Source organism: Streptococcus sp. HMSC057G03 (genome assembly GCF_001808745.1).
Classification (GTDB): Bacteria; Bacillota; Bacilli; order Lactobacillales; family Streptococcaceae; genus Streptococcus; species Streptococcus parasanguinis_Z.
On sequence record NZ_KV794423.1, the window covers coordinates 146,225 to 160,976 of the forward strand.

Genomic DNA, 14,752 nt, shown 5'->3' on the forward strand with positions numbered 1-14,752 from the left:
CTTTTATGGGAAATGCAAGACAATTTCCCCTTTTTTATTGATTTCTATTCGACTCAGTAAAAGATTGCGGACCATTTGTTCTTTGGCCGCCCCTTTCATTCGATCAAAGGATTGGTAGGCTTCTTGGAAAAATTCCACCAAAGGATTTTTCTGACTGGTGTATTGACCAGATAGAGCCATCCGCAATTGTTGCAGATAGTCGACCTGCTCGACCCAGTTTTCATCGATAGCTTTTAAGATGGCCATGCGCTGGAATTGGGCGATCACCTCATCGGTGCCTAAGACCTCATACTTGGCCTCTAACTCACTCTTCGCGATCTCCCATAAGAAATTCTCTTTGGTTTTTTTGCTACGGAAGGTTTGGTGGGCCTTTTCCGGATCCACTTGGTAGCTAACATTGTCTAAAATATAGCGATAAAAAGCTACAGGTTCCTTGTATTCTTTTTTGTGGGCTACGCTTGAAAAGACGGAACGAAGTGCTTTTTCAACGATATCATCCAAGCGTCCTTCTTGTTTGATCAAGCGGTCACGCTCTTCGTAGACGATGGCACGCTGAATGTTCATGCTTTCCGCAAATTCTAGCGTCATCCGACGACTAGCCTGACCAGAACTTTCACTAGCATTTTGAGCTCGTTCCACCAAGTTTCTATACTTGCGCTTAGTCAGAGCTTTGGCTGAACCAATCCGCTCATCCACATCATAGTCTTGATAGGTATCCTGGATCCAGTCTGGTCCCCAGTTTTTCATCAAATCGTCTTCTAAAGAGACAAAAAACTTGGTCAAACCGGGATCTCCTTGACGACCTGAACGCCCACGAATTTGAAGGTCAATCCGCTGGTTCATCATCCGCTCAGTTCCTACAACTACTAAACCACCTAACTCAGCGACTCCTGGTCCCAACTTGATATCGGTTCCCCGACCGGCCATTGAGGTCGCAACTGTCACCGCTCCTTTTTGACCTGATTCTTTAATGATCTGGGCCTCTCGGGGAGCATTGTTGGCATTAAGAAGATTGTGAGGAATCCCTTCGCGCAAAAGAAGATTCGAATAAAGAATCGACATTTCAACCGATCCGGCAAAGACCAGAATCGGATTACCCTTTTCATGGACTTTCTTCACATAATCCAGGGAAGCCACGATTTTTTCCGGCAAGGTCTGATAGATTTCATCCGGCAAATCCTTGCGGATCTTCTTGCGATTGGTTGGGATCTTGATCACTGACATGGCATAGGTATCAAGAAACTCTGCCTCAGCGACCTTCCCAGTCCCGGTCATGCCTCCCAACTTCCGAAACATCTTAAAGAGGTTTTGGTAAGTAATAGAAGCCATGGCCCGTGTTTCTTGGGTGAGCTTGAGGCCCTCTTTGGCTTCAATCGCCTGGTGGAGTCCTCCTTGCAAACGGGTCATTTCCATCAAGCGACCCGTCGCCTGGTCTAGTAAGACAATCTCCGGTTGCCCTTCGACATTGGGATGGATGACATAGTCCTTATCCTTAATAAAGTTTTTATTAGCCTGCAGGGCTAAGCTGATATGGCGGACCAAGTCACGGTATTGGGGATCATAGAGGTTGGGAATGGCTAAAAAGGCTTCTGCTGCATGAGCTCCTTTTCGAGTCAACCAAACGCGTTTCTTTTCTTCGTCAAACTTGAAGTCTTCCCCCTCTTTGAAGGTTTGGATCAAGGTGTCAATAATCCCATAAAGGTTGGACTGAACCCGAGGAGAACCAGAAATAATCAAGGGGGTCTGCGCACTATCTAGAAGCACCGAATCAATCTCATCGACAATAGCGTAATTGAAGTCTGCCAAAAATTGGCCATCTGCTGAAGCCGTCAAGTTCTCTGTTAGATAGTCAAAGCCCAGACTGGTATTGGTCGTATAGATGACGTCTGATTGGTAAATTTCGCGTTTGACTTCTGGATCTAATTCTTCGTCCTCTGACTGTTTCAAAGGAACGCCGACGGTCAAACCTAAAAAGCGATAGACCTGTCCCATCTCTTCTGCATCCCGAGTTGCCAGATAGGTATTAGTCGTAATGACCATAACCCCTTTTCCTTCTAGGGCATTGAGATAAACCGGCATGGTCGCTGTTAAGGTTTTTCCTTCACCGGTATTCATTTCAGCGACATTTCCCTGATGCAGAACAATCCCTCCCATGACTTGGACGTCATAGGGAAACATACCTAAGACCCGTTTATCGGCTTCCCGCGCAACCGCAAATGCTTCTGGCAAGAGATCATCCAAGGTTTCACCCTCTGCTAGACGTTCCCGAAATTCTGCAGTCTTCTCCTGCAGCTGACGATCCGTCAAGCGGGCCATATCATCCTTCCAGCTATTGACTTCTTTTAAGATTTTTTTGATGTTTCTTAATTTAACGTAATCCAATGTGATCCTCTTTTTTGCAGTGATGTTCGTCTAAGCGAGAACTTCTGCTCCCTCAGACGATATTGGTTGAATAGTGAAATAGTGGAAGGTAAACTCTTGCAAACCTGCACTGAGCAAGCGTACTTCGTAGGCGTAAGCTTGATCTGGATAGGTGAACTGCAAGCGACCTTCTGCGGTTACTCGACGGCCAACAAGCTCTCCAAAGCGATCTCTAAAGATAATTTCTACCATAACGGTATGAGGGGGAGTCGCTTCCATCGTGATAACCAATTCATAATCTTGCTCTCTTTTGAGCAGAGGCAGACTAGGAATTTGACGAGTTGCCCCAAAATTCGTCTGCGAATGCCAGGTTTTCAGTACTTGACCAGATGGCATGAGGGGGTTCTGAAATTGAACGCTTCCTTGGGCAGTTGCTTGAATCGTTGACCCCCAAAGATAATCTGCAAGAACGGTATCGCCCCAGTAGATTCGTCTGCTTTCATTTTCTTTTATTTTTATCATTGGTTTCTTCCAAAGTCTCTTTCCATGATTTCTTTGTACTGGGTCACAAACCACTCAATGATCGGACCACTCGCATCATTGTGTCGACCAGCGCGGCTAGTACTAATAATACGAACCGGTAATTCATATAAGGCTTCTAAAATATCTGGATAAGCCTGCTGGTCGTAGTCATCATCCCGCATATAGGCAAGGGCTAGAATGGTATCCTTAAAGTCCGCTTTTTCAAACCGGTCCCAGAAACGTTGATTGAGCTGGCCGATCCCTTCTTGTGATACTTGGCCGATGATCAACTGCATCATGTCTAGAGACGTTCCAAACTCATCTGGACGTTTAAATTTCAGATTGGCAGCGACATCCCCCAGGTTGACAATGGGTTTTCCAACCAAGATCGCATGAGGAGAATAAAGAGCACCATAGTAAAGGGCACCAAAGGTCCCCATGGACAACCCTGAGAAATTCATATCTTTTGGCTCAAAGCCGAGCAAGTCCAAGTGCTGATCAATAAAGGCTGTGATTTGATTTTCTAATTCTTCTGATCCCATATAAAAGGATCCACCTTCCAGTCTTGGGTCAGAAAAGAGAATAAAGGGACTACCCATCGCACGCAACATCCCAAACCCTTCAAATCCTTCGGCTGGACGATACCCAGAAAAGTAAATGTTTAAAGGGGGCTTCAGATCGCCCGGATGGAAATAAGCAAAAATCTCTTGGCGCTTGTGGTCCCGTAGCGTCTTAGCTCCTACGGTCATCTCTCCTAAAGGACCATGGGACAAGCGCTTATGTAAGGCTCCGATCGTAAGCGTTCCCTCTCCTTTTGCTTCTAGTGAGAAGGCTAGATAATAAGGTTCTGCTCCATCCAATTCTAGTGGTTGCTCCATCTCTTCTTCTGAAAAGACCGCATCTTTGACCCACTCTCCTAGAGCTCCATAGCGGTAAAATTGGATCCGCAGTTGTAGCTGACAGCTAGGATCTTTTTCGTATTCCAACCAAAAATTGATGGGGCGGCTAGCGTCATACACATAATTGTAAACCCACTGAGCAATCGGCGTAAACTCTTCCCCGTATGCTCCGTCAAGCTTGAGGAAATGTTGCCCCAAGACTGTTTGCTGACCAGCAAAATCAGGTCTCACCTGCAGATCACGAACTGTAAAGGCATCCCCGTATTGATTGTCGTATAAAAAGCGGTCTAAAACATAGAGAAATTGATGCTTGTTTGAGAAATTCCAGGGTCTCGCTTGTTTAAGCCTTAAGAGATGGGCTAATTCTTCAGAAGGGGCCTCTAGCTTACGGCTTTCGTCATAAAAAACGGTATAAGGTTGAAAATAAGTCAGGTCTTCTCCTAAAGCCAACAAATCTTCTGGATTCTCTAGGATCAAGGCTTTAAATTTAGAGATTTCCTCTTCTTCCATATAGTCTTTGAGCGATGGAAGAGCAGTGGCTTGAAAAAAGTGCCAGCCAAGTCCAGCAGGAAGCTCCACCTGATCCCGCCAACTGCTTGAGCCGATTTGGAGAATATGGGGTATCTGTAGTTTTTTATCCATGACGTTCTTTCATCCATCCTTCCCATTTCTCGATCAAGCGTTGACCGGTGTATTCTTGAATCTTTTCGATCGAGTAGACCAAGGCTTCATTCCAAGGCTTCAATTCCAATAAGAAGTGCGTGATTGCCTTTTCTAATTCCTTGTCTCCCTTTGATAAGACATAGCCGTTTTTCAAATGATCGACATATTCTGTCTGGACGCGGTTGACCTGAGGAATCCCCGCAGAGATCCCTGCAATCTGCGTATAGAGGTTGGGCTCCTCACTTAAATCGACAATTAAGCGAGTTTTTTCCAACTCTTGAATAATATCATTTTCATTTGAAAAATTCTTAACCACAAAACGGTAGTCCGGTGCGTCTTGTACAGACTCTTCATCAATGATTTGGTTTTCTCCAAGCCCTTCTGACTGACTTGGCGACTGAACAAGATGCAAGTCCTGCTCACTAGCAATCAATTCCTCGAGTTGCCCTTCTAATTCCTTCACCCGCTCCGGTGATCCATTGTAAAATGCAAAAACAACTTCAAATAAGGGATGTTGCGCTAAAATTTCCAGAACCTTCTTGAGTTGGCTCTTACTTGGAAGCTCGGCTTCGTTGACATAAAAGTAAATCTTGGATTCCTTGCGCTCCTGACTAGAGCCCAAACGGAGGCGGGAGTCAAAAGAGGTAATCCGGTGTGTCTTTTGAGCCAGGCTAGGGGAAAAGCCCCCAATCGCTTTTTTGGTTTTTTCACTATCTGTAATCAAGAGCTGGGCATCAATCATATCAAAATAGAGGGCAAAGTTTTCAGCAGATAAGGGCTGACGATCTCCATAGAAGGACAAGACTTTCTTGACACTACTTGCTGTATCTTGTAAAAAAGCCAAATTTGCTGGATGAGCTGCCAAAACCAACTGATCTCGTCCTGGAACCAAGGTTGCTAGCTGCTCCTTCATTTTTTCAGCGACAACGTCTCCCATATTGGCATAGCTTTCTTTTTTGAAGGCATGAAAGAAAGCTTCATTAACCATGACGGAGTGGTTCTCTTCGATCAACATCTCTCTCAAAACCCATTGCCCATCAAAACTCAGATACTCTTGGAAATAGGGTTTTCCCTCATTGTAGTAGATTCTACTAGAGATAAAGCCACGATCATCTAAGTACTCGATGTAGCTGATCTCGTCATTCTTATAACGGGTCAAAGAGAGAAGGTTTCCATCCACTCCCATATCAATTTTTGCTAGGTGGTGGCCCTTTCGAAATGCCATCACCAAAAAGGGAGTATAGGAAAAAGTGGTCTCACTCGGCCATTCGATGTCCTGAAGCTGAACTGGGCGCATCGCCAAACTAGACGGAACCTGTTGGATCTTATCAAAAATCGAAAGGACATCTGTCTCTAACAAATCTTGGCGGTGTAAAAAATAGCGCAGTTGTGGACTATATTGAGGCAACAATAAGATCCGATCCATTTCTGCTTCTTGAAAAATACGAACTTGATTAATGGTATCGTCAAATTCAATAGACTCTCGCATCCAGTACCAAGGGGTAGCTGTTTGCTGCCAGATGCGGTCCGTTCCATACCAGGCTGGTACAAAATAATACATGGTTACTCCTAGAATATTCTTGTATAACGTTGATTCACACGAAGGGCACGAATTTCTTCTCGGATATTGTAAATCATCCCGACAAACATGAGGAAGGTTCCTGGAATCATGGTCAAGCGCAAGAGATCCTTATCCCATAACAAGAGAGAAAAAGGAAGCGCCGTGAAGAGGATCAGATACAAGGTTCCAAAAACCGTCAAGCGTAGCACAATTTTATTGATATAGCGACGTGTATCTGCTCCAGGATAGACATGATCGATATACTCGGAAGCCTTCATCATCTTATCTGCAATTTCTTCTCCGTTCACATTAACAAAGGCGAAAGCAAAAGAGAGAAGGGCGATCATCAGAATGTAAAGAAGGATCCAAATCGGATCTCCCATCACCAAGTGTTTGGCTAAACGAGCAGCCCACTTAGCATTGGAATCCATAGACAAGATCAAGAGCATGGCATACTGAGGAATGGACACCAAGGTCATGGCGTACATAAAGGGCATCCCTCCTGCTGGGTTGAGCTTGATATCCAAAAAAGTATAACTTTTCAAGTTGTTGTGGATCCCTAATTTATTGACAGGAATCTGGTACTTGGAATATTCCACCAAGACTGCCACATAGACAAAAATCAAGATAAAAATCACGCCCAGAACATAAGCGATCTCTGGGATATTATTGACACTTGAAAGGGTCTGCATCACATCTTCTGGCAGGTACATAACCATCCCAGCCATCATGATCACAACAGAACTTCCAAGCCCCAAAGCGGCATTTAGATCTGAGAGCCAAACTAGAAAGAAGGCTCCGGCTACCATAATCATGGTATTGACCGCAATGACAAGTCCGGAGTTCAACCCTGTCTTCAAGGGGAGATACATGGCCACTGCCAAGGACTGGACAATGGCGAGTGCCAAGGTCACGTACATCTTTCGCCGCTCCACAATTTCCGAACTGGTTTTTTCGAGGTTAAAGCGTTTTGAAACGGTAAACATCCGCCACAAAATCATGGAAGACATCCACGGGGATAGACCGATCGAAAAGATCGACATTCCACGGAGGTTCCCCCCCATCACAGCACTTGAGAGCTGTAAACCGGTTGTCGTTCCCTCATTGAGTCTCAAGGCCTTTGATAAGTCAACAAAAGGCAAGGAAATTTTACTTCCCAAAACATAAATAAAGACGAAAAATATCGTCCAACAAAATCTCTTTCCTACTTCAGATCGTTTTAACATTTCTTTTAAACTTTCTCTTACTCATTTTGACTCTTCCACCTGGGGAATAGCCTTTTAATATGTGCCTTTAGAGCATTTTATCTCAACTTATTTTACCATAATTTGCGACGTTTCCAAACTCATTTGTCACTAATATTTGATAATATTTCAAATTCCCCATTTGGTACTGTATTCAACAAAAAATCCTTCAGATGTTTATCTAAAGGATTGTTCATTGAATGTTATTCATCCAAGGCCATGATGGTATCGACGAATAATTTTTTTGTAAAATAGCCATTGCGGATCAAATAAGAAGTATAGTGAGCTTTTTGGACCATTTGGGCATACGCTTCCTCTGTGCAGTTTTGAACCAAACGATTGGCTTCTTCAAGACTGGATGCTACAAAGCCAAGCCCTTTTTCTCGAATATAGCCTGCATTTGACAAATAGTCTGGCACCACTACTGGAAGACCTGCAGATAAGTAAGTCGATAATTTGTAGGAAATATTTTCTTTGTAGTAATCTCGCTCATCCTCGGGGTTCTCTGAATTTCCCCAGACCAGCCCAAAACCACCCTTAGAAAGCTCCAAAAGCAATTCTTGCTTGGTTCGCCAGCCTTCAATATGGACCTTGGAATAATCAACTCCTTCAACTGGTTCAGTATAGACATGAAGGGGTGTATCATATTTCCAGTCGATGATATGAGGGAAACGCGACGGATTCCCTGAGAAGATCAGTTTTTTCTCAAATTGCGGGGTATAGAGATCCAAACTGTGGGTCAAATCCCACAACTTTTGGACCACATATTTTTTCACTGTGAGCCCTTCTGAGACTAGACGATGGTACATTTGCTCTGACGGAACAACGACCAAATCACTCTGATTGTACATGTCGATATAGTTAGGCATCAGGTAATAATTGCTCTCAAACATGAGTGGTGGAACATCATGGATAAACATGACCAGCTTGGTTTGAAGGAGTTTTAACTTATCAACCAAACGGCGGTCCCACTCAATTCCATTCCAAGAAGGAGATTGAACGAAGACGATATCCCCAAAAGCAACGCCTGCTAAAATCCCATCCATTCGCGAGTTCAATTCGCTAGCTGGTTCATTGCTATGATCATAAAAGTAGATCCCTAGTTCATTAACCCCAAGTTCACGAACCACATTCATAATATCGTTTTGTGCCATCAGGGCAACACTTTTCGAAGATTGCCCAAATAAATTTGTAAAATGGATTTTCATCTCTTTCCTCTGACTCTTCTTTTTTAATCCCATATTTTCTGAAGATATGAGGGCAAACAGAGCTTTTCACAAAGTAACCTTTTTCATATCCCTCAACGAAAACTTCCTCATTCATTATAACATATTTCCCAACTTCTTAGACATTCTAGATCAATAAAAGACCGGTTCATTCCGGTCTTTTAAGATTTTATTTGCCATCTTTTTTCCGAATTCCTAAAAGGGCTAATCCAGACAGAAGAATGGAAGCTCCTGTAGCAAGAATATTAGATGAAGGATGGGCACCTGTCTCTGGAAGAGCAGGTCCGGAAGAGTGCGTCGCAGTTAGTGAGCTTGCATCTGATGGAGATTCTGAGTAAGAGGTGCCAAACGAAGACACGACAGACTCCGAAGAACTTGTCACAGCAGAGAAACTTGACGCATAAGACACACTGATCCATTCAGAAATTTCCTGCGATAAGGATTGACTCTCTGTCGATGATGCGCTTATAGAATCTGAAACACTCGTCAAAGGAAATTCAGATACTGGCATGGACGTTGAAGCCGATTCGCTTGAAGAAAGGAGTGAAGCTGATTGGCTATAGGAGTCAGATTTTGAAACAGATGTTGACGCTAGAGATTCTGAATAGGATGTCCATTGTGAAGCAGATAGACTCTCAGAAACGGATCGAGAGAACGATCCAGACTCTGAAACCTGCGATGCAGCTACGACATGAGAAGTTGAAGCTGATTCGCTTGTCGAAGCAGAAGCTTGAACTAATGAATCTAATTGACTTGCTGAGACTGATTCTTGTACCAGCGAGTCTGATTGGCTAGCTGAAACCGACGCTTGTACTAAGGAGTCGGATTGACTGGCCGAAACGGATGCTTGGGCCAACGAATTTGATTCACTTGCCGAAACGGATGCTTGGGCCAAGGAGTCAGATTGACTTGAAGAAACTGATTCTTGAACCAAGGATTCAGATTGACTTGCTGAAACGGATGCTTGAATCAGCGAGTCTGACTGACTGGCAGATACAGACTCCTGAACCAGGGAATCGGATTGACTGGCCGATACAGATGCTTGAGCCAACGAGTCTGATTGGCTGGCAGAAACTGATTCTTGTACCAGCGACTCTGATTGACTGGCTGAAATCGACCCTTGAACTAGCGAATCGGATTGACTCGCTGAAACGGAGTCCTGAATCAACGATTCGGACTGACTAGTAGAAACGGATGCTTGGGCCAAGGAGTCGGATTGAATTGTCGAAACGGATTCTTGTACTAACGAGTCTGATTGACTAGCTGAAATCGACTCTTGAACTAGTGATTCTGATTGGCTGGTCAATACAGATGCTTGAACCAACGAATCTGATTGGCTAGCAGATACTGAGACTTGAACCTGCGACTCTGATTGACTGGCCGATACAGACTCCCGAACCAATGATTCCGATTCACTCGCAGAAACTGACTCTCGCACTAACGATTCTGATTGACTCAATGATGTTGATTGCAAATCAGTCGATACTTGCGTTTCCGATTGACTCATTGAATCAGAACGAGAAAAGGACATAGATTCTGTAATTTGAGACTTAGATTCGATATCAGAAGTAGATTGCGATTGACTTTCGGAAACTGATGCTTGAATCAAGGACTCAGATTGACTAGCTGAAATCGACTCTTGAACTAGCGAATCGGATTGACTCGCGGAAACTGATTCTTGAATCAGCGAGTCTGACTGACTGGCCGATACAGACTCCTGAACCAATAATTCCGATTCACTCGCAGAAACTGACTCTTGGACCAGTGATTCTGACTGACTAGCGGAAACGGATGCCTGGGTCAACGACTCGGACTGACTAGCCGAAACGGACTCTTGAACCAACGACTCGGACTGACTAGCGGAAACTGATTCTTGTATCAGCGAGTCTGACTGACTGGCCGATACCGATTCTTGAACCAATGATTCCGATTCACTCGCAGAAACTGACTCTCGCACTAACGATTCTGATTGACTCAATGATGTTGATTGCAAATCAGTCGATACTTGCGTTTCCGATTGACTCATTGAATCAGAACGAGAAAAGGACATAGATTCTGTAATTTGAGACTTAGATTCAACATCAGAAGTAGATTGTGATTGACTCACTGAAACGGAGGCTTGTACTAACGACTCCGATTGACTCGCCGATACAGATGCCTGAACCAAAGACTCAGACTGGCTTGCAGAAACTGACGCTTGTACCAAGGATTCGGACTGACTGGCAGAAACCGAGGCTTGAACCAATGAGTCTGATTGGCTGGCTGAAATCGATTCTTGAGCCAATGAATTTGATTCACTTGCCAAAACTGACGCTTGGACTAGTGATTCTGATTGGCTAGACGATACAGATGCCTGAACCAGCGAATCCGATTGACTTGCTGAAAACGAATCTGATTGACTCGCTGAAACGGAGGCTTGTACTAACGACTCCGACTGGCTTGCTGAAACGGATTCTTGAACCAAGGATTCTGATTGACTGGCGGAAACCGATTCCTGAACCAACGAGTTGGATTCACTTGTCGAGACAGATTGTGACAAGGAAATCGAGGTTGAAACCTGTGAATCTGATTGACTGGCGGAGCTAGATGCTTGTGACAAGGAAACGGACTCACTGACCGAAACAGATTGAGAAGATGAAATGGATTCTGAAACTAGTGACTCTGAAGTTGAAATCGAGAAGTTTTGAGATTGTGAAGCAGATTCTGACGGTGTCATCTTCCGATAGTAATAATTCACACTCGTTAAGGGATATGAATCTACTATTTTTTTGATCGTTTGTTTGAAGTTGGAAAAACCATCTGCTCCTTGAGGTGTTGCATCTTCTCCAACGACCATGGTCGTATTTTTATCGAGGTATGCTGATTTTGGAAGTTCCGTGAATGGTTTTGGAACAGTATATTCTATTCCTGTTTTCTCATCAGTGTAAGTAGCTGTCTCCTTACTAGAGAACCAACCCGTAATATCCAATTCGAAATGTTGGTAATCTATTCGTCTTGGTGTGACATTCAGAAAATAGTCCTTGTTTTTACTTTCAACTTTACGAGTTCCACCTAAATCTGAAAGCTTATCCGTACTATCTTGTTTAAATTCTTTTTCATAAACAAGTGTATATACATCGGTTACCTGAGTATTGCCTACGTCACCACTACTAACATCATGGATTTTAGAAGGATCTAAAACATAGTAGCGAAGAGAATAATCACCATTTTGATTAAGGGTGACAACTTCACTTTTAATGAAATGCTCACGCGCATCCCCTAATAGTTCAATTCTTGATTTCCCATTCTTACTATTATCGAACACCCCACTTTTACGATTCGGGAACACGGTGTGCGCTGGGACCTGTACATAACCAGGAAATTCGCGTGGATTGGAAGCTGTATAATGCTGGCCTTCCAATCCGTAGATTCTATACTCTAGTAAGGATCTTTCTTTCCCCGTTGGTTCATATTGCCCATTAAACCATCTACCATTCGGGTCCACTTCTCTATAGAAGGTCGATTGTTGTCCCATCATAGATGGAATTTTGATACTAGGATACGTCCTAATCAATTGCCCCTGATTTTCAGGCGTCATGACATCATAAATACTCCGGAATAAGAAAGCCTGTTCCGGAATAAAATTCGTCATCATTCCAAAGGTCCCATTATCTGTAGAAGGTTCCGAATTAAAAACCTTGTTCCCAAAGGGAGCCTGACCAATCAGTACTTCTTTTGGTAATTGAATATCTTGGCCATATCCTTTTGGAGATACAGTTTGTGAAAAAATTTCAGCCCCATCTGATTTTCGGACAATGCGGAAATAAACATCCATTGCCTTATGCTTTTCCGGATCTATCTCACTGATATCAATCGACATGGTCGCATAGTAACCAAGTGACTCTCCTTGTTTATTCACAAAGTCCCAAATACCAAATGTATAACGATTGGTGTAGGGTTCACCTAAAAAATTTTTCAACTCTTCAGGCGAAAATCTTAAGAGATCTTTATCTAGATGAGGATCCTTAGCATATCCTGGTGTGTCAAGTGTAGGATCTTCTACACTCGCACCATTGGGATCTTCTGGGTTCGGGCTCATATCCAATACATCATCAGCCAAGTATGTTTCCTCAGCTAGAGGAGCCAACTGAGCAGAGATCGCAGGTTTCCCATCTACATTTGTATTTCCCACAAAACCTGCAGCTGTCAAGGTCGTCATCATCTCATCGACAGCTTTCTCCAAACGATCGCGCTGGTCAGCATAAGCTTGAGCACTGGCATTGGTGTGGATCAAGTTATTGCTTGCAGTCACTTCGGCCTGCACTTTGTTAATGACCGCTTCGACAACTGATCGGCGATCGTTGTCCGTCATTTTAGATGCGTAATTCCCTGCAATTTCTTGAAGCAATTCAGCTTCAGAGGTATTTTGTTCTAAAACAGTGGCTTCTTCTAAACTAGTCGGTTCATCAACAACTACCTCTGACTCTAGAGCTTGAGCAGACTCGCTAAGTGCCGTTGATAATGCAGTTGATCCAACTTCGCTCAAGGATAAAGATGCGGATTCACTGATCGAAGTAGATACACTCACAGATGTAGAAAGGCTAGTTGATCCTGAAACAGAGCTGGATTCTGAAGACTGGGTAGAGGTATTTCCTAAGACCACACTATCCACTTCTGCCAAGGTTTCCTCTTTTGTCTCAGAAACCGTTGGTGCAAGTGATGTTGCATCCTCCGCCTTAGCTGTCGTAGCAAGCACAGCACCACCAAAAACAGTCCCTACCGTAATCAAACCTTTTAAGAAGGCTTGGTTATGCTTTTGATTTTCTATTTGATCTTGCTGTACGTTGGCAATGATGGTCTCCTCCACTTGCCCACGCACCACGCGAAAGAGGCCTAGAGCAGCCGTTGATGCTCGAAGCCAATTTTTTCCTGATTTAATTAATTTGAAGCGTACGACACGATCTGTTTCACGAAAGTTTCCTTTTGAACGCTTAAATTGCATGATATTCCCCTTACATTGTAGTCATTATTAATTATACAGGAATACTACGTAGATTCAAGTAATTTGCTACAAAAAACTTCTATATTATTGTTTAATTTTCAAATTTTTTTGTAACACATTAAAAACACTTCATTCTACTAGTAAAAAAGTGAATCTCCTATGAGATTCACTCGAAAAAAATGATATTTCCTACTAGATCATTTCCCCTTCTTTTTACGTCGGATAAGTCCAGCAATTCCAGCTAACCCTGTAACAACCCCAAGAAGAGCTGATGTTACAGATCCTGTTTCGCCAGTATTTGGAAGCACTACAGACTGGCTGTGTTTTTGTGATCCACTTGCTGATTCTGATGCAGACAATGACTCTGAATGAGAAATTGATTGGCTCATTGAGTTAGAGTATGAACCGCTACCAGATGTTGATCCTGATTGTGATTGACTCACTGAAACTGAAGTACTTACTGATGTTGAAGTTGATTCAGGTGCAGAGGTACTCAATGATGCTGACTCAGATGCAGAGACTGATGTCGAAACTGAAACCGAAGTAGAGACTGACTGGCTTTCAGATACTGAACTGCTCAACGATGCTGACAATGATTCAGATGTCGAGATTGATTCAGACGTTGATGCTGATTCAGAGGCTGACGCTGACTCGGACGTAGAAACGGATTCAGATACAGAAACCGATTCGGACGTTGACACTGATTCTGATGTTGAAACCGATTCAGACACTGACACTGATTCTGATGCTGATACCGATTCAGACGTTGACACTGACTCAGATGCAGATGCTGATTCGGACGTAGACGCCGACTCTGATGTCGAAACTGAAACTGAAGTAGATGCCGATTCTGATGCAGACACTGACTCAGAGGTAGAAACTGATACTGACTCGGACGCAGATGCTGACTCAGAGGTAGAAACTGACTCGGACGTTGATGCTGATTCAGACGCTGAAACTGACTCAGAGGTTGAGACCGATTCAGAAGTTGAAACTGATTCAGACGTTGAGACTGACTCTGACGTCGAGACTGACTCTGACGTCGAGACCGATTCAGACGCTGAGACTGATTCGGATGTTGACACTGATTCAGATGTAGATACTGATTCAGACGTTGAAACTGATTCAGACGTTGAAACTGATTCAGACGTTGAAACTGATTCTGATGTAGATACTGATTCTGATGTAGATACTGATTCTGAGACTGAGACTGATTCAGACGTTGAAACTGATTCTGAAGTAGATACCGATTCAGATGCTGAAACTGACTCAGACGCTGACACTGATTCGGACGT

General features: G+C 43.5%; 9 protein-coding genes. All 9 read right to left on the reverse strand.

What is annotated here, in order from left to right; genetic code table 11:
- Window positions 1–3: 3 nt before the first annotated feature.
- Window positions 4–2,388 (reverse strand): accessory Sec system translocase SecA2, encoded by a 2,385-nt coding sequence (gene secA2 / locus HMPREF2686_RS04810; protein ID WP_186822864.1) that lies wholly within the window; start codon window positions 2,386–2,388, stop codon window positions 4–6.
- 24 nt (window positions 2,389–2,412) lie between these two features.
- Window positions 2,413–2,883 carry an accessory Sec system protein Asp3 gene (gene asp3 / locus HMPREF2686_RS04815; protein WP_049474632.1) on the reverse strand — a complete coding sequence of 157 codons (471 nt, stop codon included), beginning with the start codon at window positions 2,881–2,883 and terminating at the stop codon, window positions 2,413–2,415.
- On the reverse strand, window positions 2,880–4,424 hold the full coding sequence (asp2, locus tag HMPREF2686_RS04820; RefSeq protein WP_049506663.1) for an accessory Sec system protein Asp2: 1,545 nt from the start codon (window positions 4,422–4,424) through the stop codon (window positions 2,880–2,882). The genes asp3 and asp2 overlap by 4 nt, the downstream gene beginning before the upstream one ends.
- The gene (gene asp1 / locus HMPREF2686_RS04825) at window positions 4,417–6,006 is read right to left on the reverse strand and encodes an accessory Sec system protein Asp1 (RefSeq protein ID WP_049474630.1); all 1,590 of its coding nucleotides are present in this window, start codon (window positions 6,004–6,006) and stop codon (window positions 4,417–4,419) included. Before asp1 ends, asp2 begins: the two co-directional genes overlap by 8 nt.
- An 8-nt stretch (window positions 6,007–6,014) precedes the next feature.
- Window positions 6,015–7,232 (reverse strand): accessory Sec system protein translocase subunit SecY2, encoded by a 1,218-nt coding sequence (secY2, locus tag HMPREF2686_RS04830; RefSeq protein ID WP_003008926.1) that lies wholly within the window; start codon window positions 7,230–7,232, stop codon window positions 6,015–6,017.
- Between the two features lie 221 nt (window positions 7,233–7,453).
- Entirely contained in the window at window positions 7,454–8,458 is a 1,005-nt protein-coding gene (locus tag HMPREF2686_RS04835) for a sugar transferase (protein ID WP_049506662.1), read from the reverse strand.
- A complete protein-coding gene (locus HMPREF2686_RS10540; protein WP_186822865.1) occupies window positions 8,370–8,573 on the reverse strand; it encodes a hypothetical protein in 204 nt (67 codons plus the stop codon). The genes HMPREF2686_RS04835 and HMPREF2686_RS10540 overlap by 89 nt, the downstream gene beginning before the upstream one ends.
- Window positions 8,574–8,645: 72 nt before the next feature.
- Window positions 8,646–13,457 (reverse strand): accessory Sec-dependent serine-rich glycoprotein adhesin, encoded by a 4,812-nt coding sequence (locus HMPREF2686_RS04840; protein WP_070449432.1) that lies wholly within the window; start codon window positions 13,455–13,457, stop codon window positions 8,646–8,648.
- A 197-nt stretch (window positions 13,458–13,654) separates the two neighbouring features.
- Window positions 13,655–13,900: an LPXTG cell wall anchor domain-containing protein gene (locus HMPREF2686_RS10750; RefSeq protein WP_315940696.1), complete on the reverse strand. Its 246-nt coding sequence runs from the start codon at window positions 13,898–13,900 to the stop codon at window positions 13,655–13,657.
- Between the last annotated feature and the right edge of the window lie 852 nt (window positions 13,901–14,752).

Bases quoted from the DNA above. Each gene is read 5' to 3' on its own strand.
- asp3 (WP_049474632.1), bottom strand. From the start codon at position 2,883: ATGATAAAAATAAAAGAAAATGAAAGCAGACGAATCTACTGGGGCGAT.
- asp2 (WP_049506663.1), bottom strand. From the start codon at position 4,424: ATGGATAAAAAACTACAGATACCCCATATTCTCCAAATCGGCTCAAGC.
- asp1 (WP_049474630.1), bottom strand. From the start codon at position 6,006: ATGTATTATTTTGTACCAGCCTGGTATGGAACGGACCGCATCTGGCAG.
- secY2 (WP_003008926.1), bottom strand. From the start codon at position 7,232: ATGTTAAAACGATCTGAAGTAGGAAAGAGATTTTGTTGGACGATATTT.
- HMPREF2686_RS04835 (WP_049506662.1), bottom strand. From the start codon at position 8,458: ATGAAAATCCATTTTACAAATTTATTTGGGCAATCTTCGAAAAGTGTT.
- HMPREF2686_RS10540 (WP_186822865.1), bottom strand. From the start codon at position 8,573: ATGAATGAGGAAGTTTTCGTTGAGGGATATGAAAAAGGTTACTTTGTG.
- HMPREF2686_RS04840 (WP_070449432.1), bottom strand. From the start codon at position 13,457: ATGCAATTTAAGCGTTCAAAAGGAAACTTTCGTGAAACAGATCGTGTC.